Annotated in this window: 17 protein-coding genes; 6 read left to right on the top strand and 11 right to left on the bottom strand. The window is 54.4% G+C overall.

The genetic code is table 11. The features are described 5' to 3' along the window. Positions 1-286 precede the first annotated feature (286 nt). On the top strand, positions 287-664 hold the full coding sequence (locus HP435_RS09305) for a DUF3899 domain-containing protein (protein WP_122963239.1): 378 nt from the start codon (positions 287-289) through the stop codon (positions 662-664). On the opposite strand, the gene HP435_RS09300 is transcribed toward HP435_RS09305, so the two are convergent. The 10 genes from HP435_RS09300 to HP435_RS09255 form a co-directional block, all read right to left on the bottom strand. After that, on the bottom strand, positions 642-1,325 hold the full coding sequence (locus HP435_RS09300; protein WP_229049880.1) for a hypothetical protein: 684 nt from the start codon (positions 1,323-1,325) through the stop codon (positions 642-644). The genes HP435_RS09305 and HP435_RS09300 overlap by 23 nt on opposite strands. A 225-nt stretch (positions 1,326-1,550) precedes the next feature. Continuing rightward, entirely contained in the window at positions 1,551-2,501 is a 951-nt protein-coding gene (locus HP435_RS09295; protein WP_122963238.1) for an ABC transporter ATP-binding protein, read from the bottom strand. Beyond that, complete coding sequence (locus HP435_RS09290; protein ID WP_173599797.1) at positions 2,498-3,526, bottom strand: ABC transporter ATP-binding protein; 1,029 nt, start codon at positions 3,524-3,526, stop codon at positions 2,498-2,500. The genes HP435_RS09295 and HP435_RS09290 overlap by 4 nt, the downstream gene beginning before the upstream one ends. A 17-nt stretch (positions 3,527-3,543) precedes the next feature. Then, positions 3,544-4,479, bottom strand: coding sequence for an ABC transporter permease (locus HP435_RS09285; protein ID WP_167470244.1), 936 nt, complete (start codon positions 4,477-4,479; stop codon positions 3,544-3,546). 9 nt (positions 4,480-4,488) lie between these two features. Further along, positions 4,489-5,421 carry an ABC transporter permease gene (locus tag HP435_RS09280; RefSeq protein WP_063227133.1) on the bottom strand — a complete coding sequence of 311 codons (933 nt, stop codon included), beginning with the start codon at positions 5,419-5,421 and terminating at the stop codon, positions 4,489-4,491. Between the two features lie 15 nt (positions 5,422-5,436). Continuing rightward, positions 5,437-6,873, bottom strand: coding sequence for a dipeptidase PepV (pepV, locus tag HP435_RS09275; protein ID WP_173599796.1), 1,437 nt, complete (start codon positions 6,871-6,873; stop codon positions 5,437-5,439). Beyond that, the gene (locus HP435_RS09270; RefSeq protein ID WP_173596267.1) at positions 6,870-8,945 is read right to left on the bottom strand and encodes a sigma-54 interaction domain-containing protein; all 2,076 of its coding nucleotides are present in this window, start codon (positions 8,943-8,945) and stop codon (positions 6,870-6,872) included. Before HP435_RS09270 ends, pepV begins: the two co-directional genes overlap by 4 nt. Positions 8,946-9,019: 74 nt before the next feature. Continuing rightward, positions 9,020-10,690: a peptide ABC transporter substrate-binding protein gene (locus tag HP435_RS09265; RefSeq protein ID WP_122963233.1), complete on the bottom strand. Its 1,671-nt coding sequence runs from the start codon at positions 10,688-10,690 to the stop codon at positions 9,020-9,022. Positions 10,691-10,759: 69 nt separating this feature from the next. Further along, complete coding sequence (locus tag HP435_RS09260; protein ID WP_122963232.1) at positions 10,760-11,785, bottom strand: asparaginase; 1,026 nt, start codon at positions 11,783-11,785, stop codon at positions 10,760-10,762. Between the two features lie 291 nt (positions 11,786-12,076). Then, entirely contained in the window at positions 12,077-13,045 is a 969-nt protein-coding gene (locus HP435_RS09255; RefSeq protein ID WP_122963231.1) for a GDP-mannose 4,6-dehydratase, read from the bottom strand. A gap of 227 nt (positions 13,046-13,272) precedes the next feature. On the opposite strand from HP435_RS09255, the gene HP435_RS09250 reads away from it, so the two are divergent. Continuing rightward, the gene (locus tag HP435_RS09250; protein ID WP_173599795.1) at positions 13,273-15,021 is read left to right on the top strand and encodes a phospho-sugar mutase; all 1,749 of its coding nucleotides are present in this window, start codon (positions 13,273-13,275) and stop codon (positions 15,019-15,021) included. Here the strand turns inward: HP435_RS09250 and HP435_RS09245 are convergent. Next, positions 15,018-15,734 carry a hypothetical protein gene (locus HP435_RS09245; protein WP_229049879.1) on the bottom strand — a complete coding sequence of 239 codons (717 nt, stop codon included), beginning with the start codon at positions 15,732-15,734 and terminating at the stop codon, positions 15,018-15,020. The genes HP435_RS09250 and HP435_RS09245 overlap by 4 nt on opposite strands. A gap of 237 nt (positions 15,735-15,971) precedes the next feature. On the opposite strand from HP435_RS09245, the gene HP435_RS09240 reads away from it, so the two are divergent. From HP435_RS09240 to HP435_RS09225, 4 genes are read left to right on the top strand one after another with little or no spacing between them, the layout of a single operon-like run. After that, positions 15,972-16,955: a GDP-mannose 4,6-dehydratase gene (locus tag HP435_RS09240; RefSeq protein ID WP_173599794.1), complete on the top strand. Its 984-nt coding sequence runs from the start codon at positions 15,972-15,974 to the stop codon at positions 16,953-16,955. Continuing rightward, positions 16,955-18,196, top strand: a complete 1,242-nt coding sequence (locus tag HP435_RS09235) for a glycosyltransferase family 2 protein (RefSeq protein ID WP_173599793.1) — start codon at positions 16,955-16,957, stop codon at positions 18,194-18,196. Before HP435_RS09240 ends, HP435_RS09235 begins: the two co-directional genes overlap by 1 nt. Before the next feature lie 31 nt (positions 18,197-18,227). Continuing rightward, the gene (locus tag HP435_RS09230) at positions 18,228-19,184 is read left to right on the top strand and encodes a GDP-L-fucose synthase family protein (protein WP_173599792.1); all 957 of its coding nucleotides are present in this window, start codon (positions 18,228-18,230) and stop codon (positions 19,182-19,184) included. After that, complete coding sequence (locus HP435_RS09225) at positions 19,181-20,287, top strand: glycosyltransferase family 4 protein (RefSeq protein ID WP_173599791.1); 1,107 nt, start codon at positions 19,181-19,183, stop codon at positions 20,285-20,287. Before HP435_RS09230 ends, HP435_RS09225 begins: the two co-directional genes overlap by 4 nt. Positions 20,288-20,304: the final 17 nt, after the last annotated feature.

The following is a 20,304-nucleotide window of genomic DNA, read 5'->3' as shown; positions in this document are numbered from 1 at the left end:
TTGCCCAATGAAAATGGTACCTCTCCCTCCTGTCAACAGTTTGCAAAGGTATGAAATTCACAGCAAAAATAGTAAAATATTCCTGTTGCATTCAGGCGAATTATATTAAATTTCAAAACATGGTTCAACAGGAATTTACTTGAAATTTGCATTTTCGACACCATTGGCAATTTTTCAACATTTGCGGTAAAGTCAAATGAACAGGATTTTCTCTGAAAATGTCGATTTGCACCTACTGCCGGCTTGGCTGGCAAAAGACTGACTCGAAAAAGGACGTGCTTCTACTGTGAACAATTGGTTTGCCATCATCCTGGTCCTAGCAATCACCTGTAGCCTCGTACTCGGGGTGACCTCCGAGACGCTTGCCTTGCTGCCTTATATCAATCAGAGCTTTCTGCTCGGGCTGATTTTGCTGATGGTCGGCTGTGCTGCCGTCGTTACCCGTTCCGGCTTCTTCACCGTTTTCATGCGTGGCTTCAAGCAGCTCAAAGGCTTCTTTTTCCGCAAGCCGCGCATGATGGAGAGCGATCTCGTGCAAGGAGACGATCCCGTTTTTGCGCAAAAAAAACAATCCGTCATCAAGGTGGCGACTTCCCTCTTTCTCGCCTCCGGGACCGGATTGATTGTGTTTTCGCTGGTGCTTACTTGTTTCTACTATTTATAAGCAACGATTTGCCGATGGCCAGGAATACATCGGATTCATAGATCGTCGGCAACTGCTCTTGCGGCGAAATACTGTCAAAGCGTTCGCCTGCCGGCTTCAGCCAAGGAAAGCCCTCTGCTTCCTTCGCTTTGTAAAGCTGCTCGGGTGAATTGGGAATCAAGATGTGCTTGTCGCCTTCTTCCTCATAACTGCTATTCAAAAAGAGCAGGTACTCCCCTTGCTCCAGCTGTTGATACTCGGGGGCGACGAGACTGGCCATCTCGTGGATATCCCCTGGGGCGTACCCAATGATCCGGTAAACCTCAACCGTATCCCCAGCCTTGATATTTTGCTCGGTCTGGTTGCCGTACAGCTTTTCTACCTCGACGTCGTACACATGAAAAACGAGCTCGGCCAATTGCTCTTGTCTCGGTTCCTTGGAAATCTTTCCTTTGAGGATTACATTGGAAAAATCGACCAATTCACTGGTGGAGTTGTACACTTTTGACAATGAATAACCGGAAGAATCCGCCAAAGATGCTTCCTGCCTTTTTATAAAAGCGAGTGTCAAGCCGAGCCCAACAGCCAGTAATACTAGAATGGCAGTCATCGTTCTCTTTTTCACCGTCGCACGCCCTTTCCGAACAACCTCTCCCCACAATCTCGCAAACGCTTCATCCAAACCTCAACTCCTAATATATGTAAAAACACAACTGCTTGTAAATGACGAGACATCGCGGAAGGAAGGCTTGGACATTCACGGATTGCAAGGGATTGACCAAGGGATTAGGCAAAGGATCGCGCCAGAACCGGGCAGACTCGAACATCGCTCCTTTATCTATCACCTGCCGCCACCGCCATCTAACGCAAAAAGACGCCTGGAAAAAGGCGTCTTTTGTTTCCGTACCTATGCTTCTAGCAAATGACAGGCGACCCAGTGTCCTCGCTCTGCCTCCAGCCACTTCGGCTCTTCTTCGGCGCAGCGCGCGGTGGCGAGCGGGCAGCGCGTCCGGAAGCCGCAGCCGCTTGGCTTGTTCGCCGGGCTTGGCAAATCGCCCTGAAGCACGATTCGCTCGCGCTTGACAGTCGGGTCGGGAACAGGCACAGACGAGAGCAGTGCCTGCGTATACGGATGCAACGGACGGGCGTACAAATCATTGCTGGCAGCCAGCTCGACCATTTTGCCCAAGTACATCACGCCGATGCGATTGGAAATGTGTTTGACCATGGACAAGTCGTGGGCAATGAACAAATACGTAAGACCGCGATCGTGCTGCAAATCTTCCAGCAGGTTGACGACCTGCGCCTGAATCGAGACGTCCAGGGCGGAAATCGGCTCGTCGGCAATGATGAATTGCGGTTCGACAGCGAGGGCGCGGGCGATGCCGATCCGCTGCCGCTGGCCTCCGCTGAACTCGTGCGGGAAACGCTGGGCGTGGTCTTTATGCAGACCGACCAGTTGCAACAGCTCGGCGACCCGCTCCCGGCGCGATCCTCTGCTGAGTCCGTGAATGTCCAAGCCTTCCGCGATGATGTCCTCTACCGTCATGCGCGGATTGAGGCTGGCCTGCGGGTCCTGGAAAATCATCTGGACATCCCGATTGAACTGGCCCACTTCTTTTCCGCGCAACTGGTGGACGTTCTTCCCTTTGAACAGCACCTCGCCAGCCGTATTCTCATACAGCCGGATAATCGTGCGGCCCAGCGTGGATTTGCCGCAGCCGCTCTCGCCTACCAGTCCGAGCGTCTCGCCTTTTTGAATCGTAAAAGTCACCCCGTCCACGGCTTTCAGATCAAAACCGGGACCCATGGAGAAATGCTTTTTCAAATCGCGTACATCAACCAACGCTTCTGTCATACTCCCTGCCTCCCTGCTGCAACCAATGCATCGATGCGCGGCGCTCTTGGATCGTGCAGCCAGCAAGCCGCCTCGTGGCCCGCTCCGAAGTCGTTTTTGGCTGGCATTTGCTGATCGCATATTTCCATGGCAAAATCACAACGCGCCGCAAACGGGCAGCCTTTTGGCGGTTGGAACAAGTCCGGCGGCGTGCCGTCGATCGGTACGAGCCGCTGTTTCTCGCCCTCATCGAGACGAGGCAGCGAGCGCATCAATCCCCATGTGTACGGATGGCGCGGGTTGGCAAACACATCCTCGACCGTTCCTGTCTCGACAACCATGCCTGCATACATGACGACCATCCGATGGGCGATTTCCGCCACGACACCGAGGTCATGCGTAATGATGACGACGGACAGCTCCTGCTCTGCTTGCAGCCGCTTCAGCAAATCGAGAATTTGCGCCTGAATCGTTACATCCAGCGCTGTCGTCGGCTCATCGGCGATCACGAGCCGCGGCTGGCAGGCAAGGGCAATCGCGATGACGACGCGCTGGCGCATCCCGCCGCTGAACTGGTGGGGGTATTGATCGATCCGCTTTTCCGGGTCTGGTATGCCGACCAGCCGGAGCATCTCGATGGCACGCTGGCGCGCCTCTTCACGCGTCACTTTTTGACTGCGCACAAATCCTTCTACGATTTGCGTTCCGACCTTCATCGTCGGGTTGAGCGCGGTCATCGGGTCCTGGAACACCATCCCGATCTGCGTTCCGCGAATGCCGAGCAGCTCCTTTTTGGAAAGCCCGCTGATGTCCTGCCCGTCAAACACGATCTTTCCCCCGACGATTTTGCCAGGCGGGTTGGGGATCAGCCCCATGATCGCCTGCGCGGTGACGCTTTTGCCGCAGCCGCTCTCCCCTACGATCGCGACCGTCTCGCCCTTGTCCACGTGAAAGGAGACGCCGCGCACCGCTTGCACTTCGCCACCGTAGGTCTTGAAGTTGACACGCAGCTCGTCGATTGCTAACAAATGCTGATTTTTCGTCATTTTCTCCCTCTCCCCCATCAGTCGCGCAGGCGCGGGTCAAGCGCATCCTGCAAACCGTCTCCAAATACGTTAAAAGCGAACATCGTCAGCGAGATCATGAGCGCCGGGAAAAACAGCCGCCACCAGTCTCCGGTCAAAATAACGCCAAGAGCGTCGTTCGTCATCGTTCCCCAGCTCGCCACAGGCGCTTGCACGCCGAGTCCGAGAAAGCTCAGGAACGACTCGGCAAAAATCGCGGACGGAATCGTAAACGTCAAATTGACAATAATGACGCCGAATGTATTCGGGATCAGATGTTTGAGCAAAATCCGGTTGAATTTGGCTCCCAGCACTTGCGCAGCCAAAATGAACTCCTGGTTTTTCAACTGCAAAATTTGTCCGCGCACCAGCCGCGCCATGCCGACCCAGCCCGTAGCGGACAGCGCAATAATAATCGTCAATATGCCCGGCTCCATGACGACCATCAGCAAGATCACGACCAGCAAGTACGGCAAGCCGTACAACACTTCAATCACGCGCATGATAATCGTATCGATCCGATCCCCCCGCTTGCCGCGCCCTGCCATGTAGCCAGCGATGCCGCCGACAGTTACGCCGATCACCAGGTCGATGAGCGCCGCCACCACCCCGATGGTCAACGAAATTCTCGCGCCGTACCACGTTCTGGCAAACATGTCCCGGCCAAGCTCGTCAGTTCCAAACCAGTGCTCGGACGACACTTCCTGATTTTTCGTCAACAGGCTCTGATCCGAGTAACTGTAAGGCACGAGGTTCGGTCCGATAATCGCCATCGCGACCAGTGCCGTGATGATGAACAAACCGAGCATCGCCAGCTTGTTTTTTGCCAACTTGCGAATCACTTGCTGTCCATTGCTCAGGCTCGGCCGGGAAATGACGTTGGCCTGCCCTTTTTTGGACAGCGGCTGAAATAACGGGTCTACTCTATGTTCCATCGCCACAGGCTATCTCTCCTTGTTGGTCAGCTTGATTCTCGGGTCGATCAGCGTATACGCGATATCGATCAGGAAAATGGTCACGATCAAAATGGCGCTGTAAAAAATCGTCGTACCCAAAATAACGGGATAATCACGGTTGAAAATACCGTCCACGAAGTATTTGCCGATGCCGGGAATCGCGAAAATTTTCTCGACGACAAACGTTCCCGTGATCAGCGAGGCGATCAGTGGACCGAGAAACGTCACGACAGGCAAAATCGCGTTGCGAATGCCGTGGCGCAACACGACCAAAAACATCGGAATGCCTTTTGCCTCGGCCGTGCGAATGTAGTTTTGATTCATCACTTCAATCATGCTGGCCCGCATATACCGCGTGATGATGGCGACCGGACCGAAGGCGAGAGCGAGTGACGGCAGCACTGTGTGCATCCATGTACCCCACGTCGCCACCGGAAAAATCGACACCTTGATCGCAAAAAAGTTGATCAGCAACGGAGCCATAATGAAGCTCGGAATCGCTACCCCGAGAACGGCCAGCGCCATCGCGACATAGTCCAGCCATTTATTGCGGTTGAGCGCTGCCACGATACCAAAGGTGATCCCAAACACCAGGGCGATCGCAATTGCTTGCGCCCCCAGCCAGGCGGACGCGCCGAAGCCGTCGGAAATCATGTCGTTGACGCCGCGCGAGTCTGATTTGATGGACGGGCCGAGGTCGAGCAGCAACAAATTTTTCAAGTAGAGCACGTACTGGACGGGCAGCGGTTGATCGAGGTTGTACTTGGCCCGCAAGTTGTTCAAAATTTGCTCCGGCAGCTGATCCGACTCGGAGGCGAACGGATTTCCCGGAATGGCATGCATCAAGGAAAAAGTCAGCGTCACGATGATCCACAGCGTGACGATCATCATCAAAACGCGTTTCACCAGGTAGTTTGACATGAAGTTCCTCCTCGTTTATTTGGCCAGCTCGTAGATGGCGTGGGCGTAAATCGCCATCGCCCGCAGCAGGTCGTCGATTTCCACATATTCGTCCACCAGGTGCGCCGTCGATTCCTTGCCTGGAAAAAGCGGCCCGTAAGCGACTCCGTACGGCATGATTTTGGCGTAGGTCGCACCGCCGGATGACAGCAGGGCAGTCGGCTCGCCCGTATGCTCCTCGTACACCTTGGACAACGTCTGAATGACAGGATGATCGGCCGGAACGTAATGCGACTTCGACGTGCGCAGACTGGCGATTGTCCAGCCCAGCTCCGCCACGCGCGCCCTCAGCTTTTCCACGTACTCCTCACAGGAAATCGTCGCAGGATAGCGGATGTTCAGCCGAACGCTTCCCCCGTCCGTTTCGCTGTAGCGCAAAATTCCCGCATTGACAGTCAGCTTGCCGGATACTTCGTCCTCGCAAGCCAGATGAAGCTCGTGCCCGTAATAATCTTCGTGAACAATATCTGACAAGAGCGAAAGAAACGAAGATGCGGAACCTTCAAACGATTGCTCCCGCAAAAAACAGGCAAGCATCGTTCCCGCATTCACGCCCTCGTGTGGAGCCATTCCGTGTGCGGGCTTGCCCGCCAGGGTGAATGCCAGCTTGTCTGAATCGACTTGCTCGATCCGCCCGCTCGTTCCCATTGCCTGCAAAAAGGCATCCCACTCGGCAGCGAGCTGCGCGAAGTCGAACTTCGCTTTCGCTTGTGCGCCCAGCTCGACAACCGCTTCCGCCTTGTCCGGCACACTGTTGCCCTGATCGCCGGAAACAAAGGAAAGCAACGTCCAGCCCCGGTCCGCATCCGCACTCCGCTGTGTCGGAGCGATCGTCAGCGTCGGGTTGATCTGGCCTTTTTCCGCATGAATCATCGGAAAAGCCGAATCTGGCGAAAAGCCGACAGGCGGCACCCGGTCATGCTCGGCAAAATGCTTCATGCACAGCCAGCCGCTTTCTTCATCAGTTCCGATGATCAAACGCACCTTTTTGGAGAGAGCAAGCCCGGAGTCTCTCACCAGCCTGAGCGCATAGTAAGCAGCAAGAGCCGGTCCCTTGTCGTCGAGCGCTCCTCTGGCATACATGCGCCCATCGCGAATCGTCGGCTCAAAAGGAGGCGTCGTCCAGCCTTCTCCGACCGTCACGACGTCGATGTGGACGAGCACCCCGATCTCTTCTTCGCCGTCGCCATACTCAATCGTTCCTGCGTAGCCGTCGAGGTTTTTCGTCGCAAACCCGTCCTGCTGTCCGCGCTCAAGCATCGCTTCCAGTGCGGCCGCGACACCTTGTCCGAACGGCTTGCCCTCTGTCGCAGTCGTCATGTCCTCGATACTGTTAATGGAAAGAAACGCCACCAGCTCGTCCACGAACGCTTCTTTTTGCAGGAGAGCTTGCTTCTTCCAATATTCGCTCATCTGTGTCCACCTGCTTTCCTCTGCGCAAGGAATCTCAGAAACGCTTCTCCCTTCGCAGAAATATGACTTCCTTGTCTGCCTTTTCCCACATGGATCAGTTCATCTTGCTGCATCAGTTTCAAACGGTAACGCAACTGCTGCGACGAAATCGCCACGTCGCGCTCGCCAAGCTGTTCCATCAAGGAGTAGCGACCGCCGCTCCCGGCTCCAAGCTCCTGCAAAATCGCGAAAACCTCCTCCAAAAAGCCTCGCTTGACGTATTCGCTTGCGATCGACTCAAACCGTTCTTCCTGCCCGTCTGATACAAGCGGCATTTCCGGTGCCTCGTTCCAAAACGGCAACTGATACACGTACGCCTCTTCCTCTGCAACGTGCGCCAAATACTCGATGACGTTTTCCAGCTCGCGGATATTCCCCGGCCAATCGTAGTTCATCAGCGCCTTCATCGCCTCGCTGGTCAAGGTAAAAGGCGGACGCCGCAAATCGAGCGAGTATTTTTTCACGAATTGCTGCGCGAGCCACGGGATGTCCTCCCGGCGTTTGCGAAGTGGCGGCAGGTGAATCGGCAAGATGTTCAGCCGATAGTACAGATCAGCGCGAAAAGAGCCTTCTGTCACCATCTTTTGCAAATCCTGATTGGTGGCAGCGACCACGCGGATGTCCGTCGGAATGACCTTGTTGCCCCCCACCCGCATGATTTGCCGCTCCTGCAACACCCGGAGCAGCCGATTTTGAATCGCGCCACTGGCGTCGCCAATCTCGTCGAGAAAAATCGTTCCTTTGTGGGCAAGCTCGAACCAGCCGATGTGGCCGCCTTTTCGCGCCCCTGTAAACGCCCCTTCCTCGTAACCAAAAAGCTCGCTCTCCAACAGCGATTCGGAGATAGCCGCGAAGTTGACGCCGACAAACGGCTCTCGCCTGCGCGGAGAGGCATTGTGGATAGCCTGGGCGAGCAATTCCTTCCCTGTTCCTGTCTCGCCTAACAAAAGCACCGTCGAATTGCTTCTGGCCATTTTCTTGGCAATCTGGATCACTTTTTGCACAGAAGGACTTTCTCCGTAGATATCATCAAAATGGTATTTGGCAACCAGCCCCTTGCTGTACAGGCGCATGCGGTAGTCGTGCTCCAGCTTTTCGATCTCCGCCGCCTTGCGGAACAACAGCAAGCTTCCGAGAAAGCTGCCCTCCATGACAATGTGCATCTTGCGGAAAAAGTAGGTTTTGTTCGCCCAATCTACCAAAACGTCCTCATTCTCTTCACACTGCCGGATCAACTCGTAAAAGTCCGGCGGAAGACAGTCGGCTGCACGCTCTCCGACCACTTGCCTGCCCTCCAGATGCAACGATTCGATTGCCTTTTGATTGACGAAGCGAATCCATTCCTTCTCATCAAACGCAATGATCGCATCCTCGATCCGGTTGACGATGGCTTCCAAGTATTTGCTCAAAAGGTGCGCGTGCTGAATCTCGTTGTTCAGCTCTTTCGTGACGTAAATCAACGATTGCATCGCTCTCGCCGTCACCTTTTGGAAATTTCCACTGCCAAAATGCGAGTAGATCGCCATCCAGGTCGATAAATCAATGACGCGGTAACCGATGTCGACTACTTTGCGAATGCCGGGCGGAACATGTTCAGGCTCGCCAGGCGTAACTGCAATTTCAATATCGGACGGATAGTCCGCTCCGGGATAGTACGGATACAACTCAAAATCCATGCCGGACGCCCGCAGCAAATCAACGTTTTCCTCTGCGGTTTCTTTGGTATCGCTTACCAAAAGCACTTTGACGCCTTTCGGAATCTCCAGCATGCCGCGCAAATTGTGATACGGCAGCATCCGCTTGGCAACGAGAATGCTCGCATCGCCAGGCAAATACGGCTCGACAAGCGAGACGATGCTTTTCGTGGACAAAACCACCAGCGCCCCCGGCGTAATCGGTCGAAACGGAAGCTGGTCCACTCGGATCGCTTCCACGTGAATGTCTTCAGATATCCCCAGTTCGTGGCATTGACTGACCACGGATTGCAAAAATTCGTCCATTCTCGCGATGAACGTAATTGTTTTTTTCGGCATGGACACTCGCTCCAGATGTAGTGTGAAGACAAGAGCACAAAGCTGCCCTTGCGCTCTTGTCTTCGTCTATTCTACTATTTCTTCCCGATCTCTACCCATTTGTAGTCGAGAGTTCCGACCGGATGGCGAATGATGCCCTTGATGTTTGGCTGATCCATGAACACTTTGGTGCTGAAGTAGATCGGCACCAGCGGCATGTCTTCCATAAAGATTTTTTCTGCATCGTGCATCAGCTTGAAGCGCTCGGTTTCGTTTGCGGTGTTGCGAATTTTTTCAACCAGCGCGTCGTACTCTTTGTTGCTGTAATTGATGCGGTTGCCCGGGTGATCGGTGACAAACAGCTCCAGATAGTTGACCGGATCGCCGTAGTCAGCAGGGATGGTGGAACGGGAGAATTGCAGCTTGCGGCCGCGCTGTTCTTCCAGGAACACTTTCCATTCCTTGTTCTCCAGCTTCACGTCTACCCCGAGGTTTTTCTTGTACATCTCTTGCAAAACTTGCGCGATCGCTTTGTGGGCGTCACTTGTGTTGTACGTCATGGTTACAGGCGGCAAGGTTGTCCAGCCTTCCTCTTCCATTCCTTTTTTCAGCAAAGCTTTTGCCTGCTCGATGTCGTTGTCTTTGATGAAGTCTCCGCCCTTCTCGCGGAAGTCGCCGCCTTCCGGTTCCGGGAAGCCGAATGGCACGTGCGCCAGTGCAGGAGCCTGCTTGCCTTGTACCACGTTGTCGATCAGCGTTTGGCGGTCGATCGCCAGCGCAAACGCTTTGCGGATGTTGGCGTTCGTAAACGGAGGCATCTGCGTGTTCATCCGGTAGTAGTAAATCGCCGCTTCGGATTCTACTTTGGCCTCTCCGGAATCGATCAGCTTTTTCTTCAAGTCGTTCGGTACGGTCTGGATCATGTCCAGTTGTGCGGTGGAGTACATTTGATACTGTGTATTTTCGTCGTTGACCATCACCCAGTCGATTCCGGCAAATTTGACGGAGTCCCGATCCCAGTAGCCGTCGTTTTTCACGAGTTTGACAGATTGGTCATGCACCCAGTCTTCCATTTTGAAAGGACCGTTTGTGACGATGCTCGACGCATTTTCTGCCCACTTCGGATTGCTTTCCACCACTTTTTTATTCACCGGGAAGAAAGTAGGCTGCGTGATGATGTGCAGGAAAAAGCCTGCTGGCGCCTTGAGATGTACTTCCAGCGTCTTTTCATCGACCGCTTTTACCTTCACGCCGTCTGCGGTGCCGGTTCCTTTGTTGAACTCCTCTGCTCCCTCGATGTAGTAGGCGAGGAAAGCGGACGGGAACGCGTTGTTCGGATCGACGATGCGCTTGAAAGCAAATTCAAAGTCTTGCGCCGTTACCGGATCGCCATTGGACCACTTGCTGTCGCGCAGCGTAAAGGTGTACGTTTTTCCATCCTCGCTCACCGACCATTTTTCCGCCATGGCAGGCTGCGGCTTGTGGTCTTTGTCGAGACGGGCCAAACCTTCCATCGTCGCATTCAGCACCTCATTGGACGTGCTGTCAAAGCCTTTTGGCGGATCGAGGGACGGTGGCTCGGTCTTCAGGTTGAGCTTCAGTCTTGCTGCCGGATCTGCTTGTCCACCAGAGTCGCCTGCTGGCTGTCCGGCTGGTGTTCCCTCGCCTTGCTTCGTCGGAGCAGCCGACTGGCTACATCCTGTCACGGCCAAAACCGCGACCAGGGCGGCAGTGCTGAGCAGCTTCCATCCTTTGTGCAACTTCATTTTTTTGTGACCCCCTTCTTCTTTTGAAAAAATCTTTATAGATAAACGGCAACGAAAGGTAGCTGCCGCTTATACCCCCAGTGACACGCTCGTTTGCGTCAGCAAAAACGGCGTTTCGATCCGGCCTACGACGCTATTGCTCATGTTGGTGATCGGCGGATTCGTGTATTGTGCCAACACTTCCAGCGGGCCGTCTGTACCGATCCCGAGTTGGCGCAGCACCTCGTTTACGACCGGATTGATGGCGCGTGGCCCGCCGTCCTCGATCTTCACTGCGATACCCAGCCCTGTTTTTCTGTCACCCAGACAGTAGACAGACTCAGCGCCCGCCTTGCCCACGATGCGCCCGGCAAAAGCATTCATCAGATCGGTGCAGTAGCGATTTTCGCCCCCGACCATTTCCGGATGAGCCGTCATCGCTTCTGTAATTCTCTCTACCGCTTTGCGGCGCTCCGGCTTCGCGATCACTTCCGGGCGAACGAGCTTGGCAAAAGCCCAGGCGAAGTTCGCGAGCGGCAGTTGATGAACAGGCACTCCGCAACCGTCTGTTCCCAGGTTGATCTTCTCTTTTGGATAGCCTGTAATGTCTTCCACGACATCGAGAATCCGCTGCTGCACCGGATGCTCTGGCAGGTGATAGGTGGCGACCTCTTCTCCCATGTACGTCGCGGTTGCAATCATGCCCGAATGCTTACCGGAGCAGTTGGAAAATACGGGTGTAAGCGGTTTCCCCTGACGGATCAGCTCTTTGTAGCTCTCCTCGTGACGCGGCACGTGCGTCCCGCATTGCAAGGTCGCTTCCGGTTGACCCGCACGTTCCAGCATCGAAAGCGCGCGCGTGCGATGGCGCGGCTCCCCGCTATGGGAGGCGCAGCAAAGCGACAGATCGGCAGGCTCAAATCCGTAATGATCAGCGGCGCCTGTCTCCACGACCGGAATCGCTTGCAACGGCTTCATGCTTGAACGGGCATAGGTCATTCGGTGTGGATCTCCGAATGCATACAGCAAAGTTCCGGAAGCATCCACAACGGCGATGTGACCAAGGTGCGAGCTTTCCACCTGTTCCCCCCGGTATACGTTGGCAACTACATTCATAGCAAAGTCTCCTTTTGACGCGATAGTTGAAATGTTTGTACTTTTCTTAATAGCAAGTTACGTGCCAACCACTGGCAATACAGGGTTAAAACCGAATTTTCTGCAAGTTTATCGCTGTAGCGAGTGGAAAAGCGGGGAGCAGCAGAGGGTAACTGGTTGTTACACAAGGTTTAATAGGTTGTTTTTAATCATAAATAGGTTAACTCGTTTTTGCCCAAACAAAAAAACACCCCTTTTCTTTTGCGCTTCCAGAAATAGGGTGTCACTAATGATTTTCTCGCTGCTGTTTCGCTACTCTTTTGCCACGCGCTGCATATCGGCTTCCACCATCATATGAATCAGCTCGACCAGCTTTGTTTTCGGCGTCCAGCCCAGCTCCCGCTTCGCCTTTTCCGGATTTCCCAGCAAGACGTCCACTTCTGCGGGGCGGTACAGCTTCGGATCAATCAGCAAGTAATCCTGATAATTCAAGCCGACGTAGTCAAAGGCGATTTTGCACATGTCCTCGACGGTTGACGTTTTTCCGGTCGCAATGACAAAGTCATCCGGCTTCTCCTGCTGGAGCATGAGCCACATCGCCTCCACGAAGTCGCCTGCGAAGCCCCAGTCCCGTTTGGCCGCTATATTGCCGAGCCGCAGCTCTTTTTGTTTGTTCGCGGCGATTCTCGCCACAGCGTCGGTTACTTTTCGGGTGACAAATTCAAGCCCGCGCAACGGCGATTCATGGTTGAACAAAATGCCGTTGCAGCTGTACATCTGGAAGCTTTCCCGGTAGTTTTTCGTCATCCAGTAGCCGAACAGCTTGGATACCGCATACGGACTGCGCGGATAAAACGGGGTTTGCTCCGATTGCTGCGGCTCCTGGATCAGTCCGTACAGCTCGCTTGAGGAAGCTTGATACATTTTGATCGCGGGATTCGTCTCGCGAATGGCCTCCAGCACATGCAAAACACCCATCCCGGTCGATTGCGCCGTCAAGACGGGCTGCTCCCACGATGAGCCGACAAAGCTTTGCGCCGCCAAATGATACAGCTCATCCGGCTTCACGCTTTTGAGCGCCCTGGTCAAAGACGACAAATCCAAAATATCGCCGTCCTTGTACTCGATTTCATCAGCAATGCCCAAATACTCCAGCCGCCAGCGATCCACGGTGCTGCGGCGCGGCACAAGTCCTGCCACGCGATAGCCTTTGTCCAGCAAAAACTTCGCCAAATACGCACCGTCCTGCCCGGTTATTCCTGTAAGGAAAGCTGTTTTCATGCGTCACCTCTCCCCTGGCCTGATCCAATCCCAATCGTTAAAAGCATATGCCACCCTGCGCGCATTCGTTCAAAAACAGGGCTGGACGCTTGCAGCAACTTCGTTTTTCGCGCGTGCCTCCGCCCTGTCTCTTGCGAATGATCTTTTGCTCCTCCCTCACTTCCCGCCCTTTTCCTTAATACGCTAGGAAGGAGGCAGGACTTTTTTGACGGGAAGTGAGGTTTGGCATGCAGATGGATTGGCACAAGCATTATACGCGCTGGAAGCAATACACAGACCTGGACCCGCAGCTTCAGCGCCACCTGGAGCAACTGGAAGGCGACGAGCAAAAACTGGAAGACTGCTTTTACAAGCCGATTGCCTTCGGTACAGGTGGCATGCGCGGGGTCATGGAGCCGGGGATCAACCGGATTAACCTTTATACGATTCGCAAAGTTGCCGCAGGGCTGGCCCTGCATTTGCTGGAGCAACATTCGGATGCGGCCCAGCTTGCGGTCGTCATCGCCTACGACTCGCGCAACGATTCGTACACCTTTGCACTGGAAACGGCAAAAGTTCTCGGTTATTACGGCGTTTCCGCATGTTTGTTCGAGAATTTGTGTCCGACGCCGCTCTTGTCTTTTGCCGTTCGGCATCTGGGAGCTGCCGCAGGCGTCGTCATCACGGCGAGCCACAACCCGCCGGAGTACAACGGCTTCAAAATATACGGGTCAGACGGAGGACAAATTCCGCCGCAAGCCGCCGACCGGATTTTTGCCCAGATGGAACAAGCCGGGGATGAGCTGCAAATCGGAACGCGTGAAGTGAATGAGCTGTTGGACAGCGGTCTGTTGCGAATGTTGGGCGACGAAGTATTTACCGCTTATATGGCCTGCCAAAAACAGCTTCGCTCCCCTGCCGCTTCCGCCATCGTCGCTGCCCACCAGCCGCGCATCGTCTTTTCTCCGCTGCACGGCACGACGCTTGTACCGATTGCGCAAGGACTGCAATCGCTAGGCTTTGAGCAGGTAAAGGTCGTTCAGGAGCAGGCGGAACCAGATCCTTTGTTTTCTACCGTCTCCACCCCCAATCCGGAAGAGCCGGAAAGCTTTCGATTTGCCTTGAAGCACGCTCGCAAAAAAGGCGCCGACTTGATCATCTGTACAGACCCGGATGGAGACAGGCTCGGGGTAGCCATCAGGACGGGCCCTAACCAGCATGTCATCTTGAACGGAAATCAGGCGGGCGTCTTGCTTTTGGACTATATTTTGACGCAAGAAAAGCTTGCCGGAACGCTCCCGGCCCACGCTGCCGTCGTGAAAACGATCGTCACCTCGGAAATGGTTCGCGCGATCGCCGCTGACTACGGTGTGGCTACAATCGACACCTTGACCGGATTCAAGTACATCGGGGAAAAAATCGAGGAATTTGCGCAAAGCGGAGCGCATCACTTTTTGTTTGGACTGGAAGAAAGCTGCGGGTATTTGCGCGGTGATTTCGTCCGGGACAAAGACGCCGTCCAGGCCGCTTTTTTGCTGGCGGACGCCTGCGCGTTCCAGCTGTCGCAAGGCTCAAGCCTCCACCAGCGTTTGCAGGAGCTGTACACCAAGCACGGCACTTTCCGGGAAGAGCTGATCTCGATTACGTATCCGGGAAAAGACGGCATGCAAACCATGACAGCGATCCTCGCTGCCTTGCGCGACAGGCCGCTGACAACTGTCGCGGGCGATGCGGTGACCTCCATCGAGGATTACTTGACTGGCGAACGTCGGCTGCAAGCGACAAACGAGTCACAGCCTTTGGCGCTGCCAGCAAGCGATGTCTTGAAGTTCATCATGGGCGACCATGCCTGGTTTTGCATCCGTCCATCCGGTACGGAACCGAAGATGAAGCTGTATTTTGGGGTCAAGGACGTCTCAGAAAGTGCAGCCTTGACTGCCCTTGCCAACATGAAAAAAGCGGTGCTCGACTATTTGCAGCAGCTGTTGCCCGCCTAGATTTCCAGGTAGGGGCCATTTCCACGCGGGTGGCCCCCGCCATCAGGGCCGTAGCTTGGCGGATGGTACGCCTCTTGTGGAGTTCGCTCCGCAAAGCGTGCCAGACCCAACAGCTCCCGGCGGACAAAGAAGGCGTTGACTCCACATGAATCGGTGCCGATCAGCGCATAGCCGAGCTTTTTCCCAAGTTCGGCAAGCGATGTCAGGCTCGCTCCGAAATAGGTTGTTCCGTTCCATGTAAAGGAAGGATCGTACGCTACGACCATCTTTTGCGGCGGCGGAAAAGAAGCGTTGTATTCGATGATCACCACTCGCGGCTTGTAGGCAGCCAGCGCTTGCCAGACCCAATAGTCGATCCCGTCCAGATCGATCGAGAGCAAATCAAACTGTGCCGGAACGCGAAATTGGGCAAACAACGAGGCGATATTTTCTCTGGTAATGAACGCCTGATGGGTGGCAACCTGAGGGAGCGCGGCATAGGTCTGCTGCAAATAGATGTATTTGAGCGGGTGTCCCTCGATCAACACTCCCGACCATTGGTGCGCGTACGCCAGGTTTCGAGACAGGCACTCCACGCCTCCCTCGACTCCAAATTCAACAAAAAATCGATTCGTTGTCCCGATCCGCGCAAACAACTCCTCGATCATGCCATCTTCACCATTTTGCGAGAAAACACGCTTTTCATAGAGATTGATGGAGTCCATTCGGTTCATCGCCCCTCCTTCTTTCGTTCTCTTTTCTCCATCGTATTTGCCGTGTGCGCGAAAGGCGTAGTCATCTGCTCCCCCTTGGCGAGAAAAAGGCGTGCCGCACTTTCCCTGTACATAAAAAGACATTCGCCGTGCCAGTATCCGCATGTTCTTACTATATATAAAGCAACTGCTTTCTTTTTTTGGAAACGGTTTTGCCTGCTGCTGCAAAAAAACATCACGAGCAAGGGGGGAAGCCTCTTGAAAGTTTTGATTACAGGCATTACCGGGTTTGCCGGCAGCCATTTGGCAGAATATCTGCTCTCGCGCGGCGATGTCGAAATCTATGGAACTTACCGGGCTCGCAGCCGAATGGACCATATCGCCCACATCGCGGATCAGCTTCATCTCGTGGAATGCGAACTGCAAGACCCCGCAGCCGTCGCCCAAATGATTGCCCGAATCAAGCCGGCACATATTTACCATCTCGCTGCCCAAAGCTTTGTCCCCGCTTCGTGGACTTCGCCCGCCGACACGATGATGAACAATATCGTCAGCCAGCTGCACATTTTCGAAGCGGTCCGGGCAGCTGATATTCCGTGCAAAATACAGGTGGCATGCTCCAGCGAGGAATACGGCCTCGTCTACCCTGACGAACTGCCAGTGCGGGAGACAAACCCGCTGCGGCCGCAGAGTCCTTATGCCGTGAGCAAAATCGCCCAAGATTTTCTCGGCTACCAGTATTATCAAAGCTACGGACTTTCCATTGTTCGCACGCGTACTTTTAACCATACAGGGCCGCGGCGGGGAGAGCGCTTTGCCACCTCCAATTTCGCCAAACAAATTGCCCAAATCGAGCTTGGCTTGCAGCCGCCGCACGTCCATGTCGGAAACTTGCAAGCGCGACGTGACTTTACAGATGTGCGCGATGTCGTCAAAGCGTATTGGCTCGCGCTGGAACGGGGAGTGCCCGGGAGCGTCTACAACATCTCTTCGGGGAACACGCGAACGATCGAAGAAGTATTGCATACCCTCCTGTCCTTCACTTCCGCGCCTGTGCAGATTCTCGTCGATCCCAAGCGGCTGCGCCCCTCCGACGTAGAGGTACTGCTCGGCGACGCCAGCGCTTTTTGCACGCAAACGGGCTGGCAGCCGGAAATTCCTTTTCACCAGACGATGCACGACTTACTTCAATATTGGCGAGACACTTTGCAAGCACCAGCCGGGGAAAAGGAGGGCAGTTGATGGGATCGCAGAACTTGCCGCTAGTCAGTATCATTACGCCTTCCTTCAATCAGGCCGCCTTTATCAGGCAAACGATCGAGAGTGTGTGCAGCCAGGACTATCCGAACATCGAACACATCGTCGTCGACGGCGGTTCTACAGACGGGACTTTGGAGATTTTGCAGGAATACGCCCATGAAAAACAGCGCTTCCGCTTCGTTTCCGAGCCTGACCGGGGCCAGTCGCACGCCATCAACAAAGGCTTGGCACTGGCAAAAGGCCAGATCATCGGCTGGCTGAACTCGGATGACAAGTATTTGAATGGCGCTGTCGGCAAAGCCATCTCTGCGCTGCAAACCAACCCGCAATGGTCGATGGTGTACGGGAACGCCCTGCACATCAACGCCGAGGACAAGATTACCAGCGTCTACCCGACAAAACCGTTTTCCCGTCAGGCCCTGTTTCTGTTTTGCATCATTTGCCAACCGACTGCCTTCATCCGCAAAGAAGTCTTTCAAGCTGTCGGCGGTGTGGACGAAAACTTGCACTATTGCATGGACTACGACTTGTGGATGCGCCTGTCCAAAACGCATCAGGTCGGCTACATTCACGATTTTCTCGCTGCCTCCCGCCTGCATGCAGCCTGCAAGTCCGTCGCGCTGGAGGTCGATCTCGGACTGCCGGAAATATTGCTGGCCAGCGTCCGGCACTTCGGCACCGTCGCCAATCACTGGCTGTATCATTTTCTTACGCACTATCCGAACAAAGGCGTGTTCTGGTATCTCGATCTGTTCAAAAGTCATCGGGTCTTCGGAAATACTCCCCTGCTCGTGGACAGCAATCGCCATGCTTCCTTCTGGGTCCCGCCGCGCTACCGGATGCATCTGTACGTCGATCCGGCCCAGCCGATGCATGCTCTGGTCATCAAAGGCATCAATACGTTATTCAACCAGCCTGTTCACGTCCACGTCATGGTCGATCAAGTGCCGACCGCTCATCACGTCATTCCGGCCGGTCACTTTGAAACGAGCATCGTATTCCCAGTTACTACGCCAAATGCCGTCGTCGAGCTGGTGTGCAGCAGGCAGCAAATTTTGCCGGAAACAGAAATGGCGGCAAGCATCGGCACGGTCAGCCTCCAGGTGCAAAACGCGATGCCGCTCTCTGCCCAGGAATACCAGTTTTACTTGGAATACAAAAAAAATCCTCGGGATGTCGCCAACTGGTTGTTGAAAAACAGGCAGCCAGTCCCTTCGCTGTGACCACATTCGCGTAAAGGAAGGTGTTGCTTTCATGAATCTGTCGGACAAACGAATCGTCGTTACCGGCGGAGCAGGTTTCCTGGGAAAGCATGTGCTCAGCCAGCTGCAAGCCCAGCAATGCCAGCATGTGTTCGTCCCGAGAAGCCGCGACTTTGATCTGCGCAAAGAAAACGACATCGTCTTGATGCTGCATACTTACGCACCGGACATCATTATCCACCTCGCCGCCGTCGTAGGGGGCATCGGCGCCAACCAGAAAAATCCCGGCAAATTTTTTTACGACAACCTGATCATGGGCACACAGTTGATCGAGCAAGCGAGACTGTTTGGCGTGAAAAAGTTTGTCGCCATCGGAACGATTTGCTCTTATCCCAAGTTCGCACCCGTCCCTTTTCTGGAAGAAGACCTGTGGAACGGCTACCCGGAAGAGACGAACGCTCCGTACGGTTTGGCGAAAAAAATGATGCTGGTGCAGTCTCAGGCGTATCGTGAGCAGTACGGCTTCAATTCGATTTTCTTGCTGCCCGTCAACCTGTACGGCCCTCACGACAACTTCGATCTCGAATCTTCCCACGTCATCCCGGCGATCATCCGCAAATGCCTGGAGGCCAAAGCCGCCAAACAGGACGAGATCGTTCTCTGGGGCACCGGGAACGTCACCCGCGAATTTATTTATGTACAGGACGCTGCCCGCGCCATTGTGCTGGCGACCGAGAAATACGATTCCTCCGATCCGGTCAATATCGGCTCCGGTGAAGAAATGACCATTGCCGAGCTGGCCAGTACGATTCAAAAGCTGTGCGGGTACGAAGGACGGATTGTCTGGGATGCCAGCAAGCCTGACGGACAGCCGCGCCGCAAGCTGGCAACAGACAAAGCGAGGGACGCTTTTGGCTTTACGGCAACCACTCCGCTTCTCGCAGGCTTGCAGCAAACGATTGACTGGTATCGCCTACACAGACGCGATGACGAGGTGAAGGCTCCGTGAAAATCGGTGTAAATCTGCTCGCCTGTATCCCTGGAAAAATCGGCGGCATGGAACAGTACGTGCGGAATTTGCTGGCGTACTCGATTCAAAACAAGGACAACGACCAATGGTTCTTGTTTTTGACCAAGACGAATTACCACACCTTTCCCAACCATCCGAAAATCCAAAAAGTGATGATGCACGAGCACATAGACGCGCATAAGCAGTTCCACGCCTGGATTCGCGCGCTTGCGCTCGATCTGTGGTTCTGCCCGCTCCTGGTGCTGAATCCGATCGATGCTCCCATCCCGAGCGTGATCAACATCCCGGACATTCAGCATGAATTTTACCCGCAGTTTTTTGACGAGAACTCGCTGCAATGGCGCAAGGCGACCTACCAATCGTCCGCGCTGAAGACAAACGCCGTCTTGACGTTGTCCGAGTATTCCCGGGAGAGCATCATTACCAAGTTCGGGATTCCGAAGCATCGCGTACATGCGATCCATCTCGATTCTGCCCATGAATTTACGCTCCCGTACAACGAATCCGTCAATCAGCGGGTGCGGCAAAAATATCGGCTGCCCGCTCATTACGGCTATTATCCTGCGAATACGTGGTGGCACAAAAATCACGTTTCGCTCTTGCAGGCGCTCGCTTATTTGCGCGATGCACACCAGTTGAAAATTCATATGGTGTTCACCGGAGCCCCCCAGGAAGCACACAACCAGGTTCTGGCGACGATCCGTGAGCACCAGTTGTCCGATCAAATTACGTGGCTGGACTACATTCCGCAGGAAGAGATGCCGTATTTGTTTCGCAACGCCAACTTTCTCTGCTTCCCGTCCCTGTTCGAAGGCTTCGGGATTCCGCTGGTGGAAGCGATGCGAACCGAGCTGCCGATCATTTGCTCCAACAACGGCAGCATCCCGGAAATCGTCGGAGATGCTGCGCTTACTTTCGATCCGATTTCTCCGGAAGACATCGCCCGCAAAATAGTCGAGGTGCAAAACCAGTCTGTGCGCTCGGACCTCATCGCCAAAGGATTGCGGCAAGCGGCACAGTTTTCCTGGTCCAAATGCGCCAGGGAAACGCTCGCGATTCTGCATCAGGTCGCAGGAAAATAACCGAAAGAGGAAAGGAG

Source organism: Brevibacillus sp. HD3.3A, from assembly GCF_013284375.2.
Taxonomy (GTDB): domain Bacteria; phylum Bacillota; class Bacilli; order Brevibacillales; family Brevibacillaceae; genus Brevibacillus; species Brevibacillus parabrevis.
Note: the sequence above shows the minus strand (reverse complement) of the source record. Positions and strands in the feature narration are given on the sequence as shown.

What these genes read in the sequence shown, in the direction of transcription:
- HP435_RS09295 (WP_122963238.1), bottom strand. Translation starts at nt 2,501, where the DNA reads ATGACAGAAGCGTTGGTTGATGTACGCGATTTGAAAAAGCATTTCTCC.
- HP435_RS09260 (WP_122963232.1), bottom strand. Translation starts at nt 11,785, where the DNA reads ATGAATGTAGTTGCCAACGTATACCGGGGGGAACAGGTGGAAAGCTCG.
- HP435_RS09255 (WP_122963231.1), bottom strand. Translation starts at nt 13,045, where the DNA reads ATGAAAACAGCTTTCCTTACAGGAATAACCGGGCAGGACGGTGCGTAT.
- HP435_RS09270 (WP_173596267.1), bottom strand. Translation starts at nt 8,945, where the DNA reads ATGCCGAAAAAAACAATTACGTTCATCGCGAGAATGGACGAATTTTTG.
- HP435_RS09245 (WP_229049879.1), bottom strand. Translation starts at nt 15,734, where the DNA reads ATGAACCGAATGGACTCCATCAATCTCTATGAAAAGCGTGTTTTCTCG.
- HP435_RS09285 (WP_167470244.1), bottom strand. Translation starts at nt 4,479, where the DNA reads ATGGAACATAGAGTAGACCCGTTATTTCAGCCGCTGTCCAAAAAAGGG.
- HP435_RS09290 (WP_173599797.1), bottom strand. Translation starts at nt 3,526, where the DNA reads ATGACGAAAAATCAGCATTTGTTAGCAATCGACGAGCTGCGTGTCAAC.
- HP435_RS09250 (WP_173599795.1), top strand. Translation starts at nt 13,273, where the DNA reads ATGCAGATGGATTGGCACAAGCATTATACGCGCTGGAAGCAATACACA.
- HP435_RS09230 (WP_173599792.1), top strand. Translation starts at nt 18,228, where the DNA reads ATGAATCTGTCGGACAAACGAATCGTCGTTACCGGCGGAGCAGGTTTC.
- HP435_RS09235 (WP_173599793.1), top strand. Translation starts at nt 16,955, where the DNA reads ATGGGATCGCAGAACTTGCCGCTAGTCAGTATCATTACGCCTTCCTTC.
- HP435_RS09280 (WP_063227133.1), bottom strand. Translation starts at nt 5,421, where the DNA reads ATGTCAAACTACCTGGTGAAACGCGTTTTGATGATGATCGTCACGCTG.
- pepV (WP_173599796.1), bottom strand. Translation starts at nt 6,873, where the DNA reads ATGAGCGAATATTGGAAGAAGCAAGCTCTCCTGCAAAAAGAAGCGTTC.
- HP435_RS09265 (WP_122963233.1), bottom strand. Translation starts at nt 10,690, where the DNA reads ATGAAGTTGCACAAAGGATGGAAGCTGCTCAGCACTGCCGCCCTGGTC.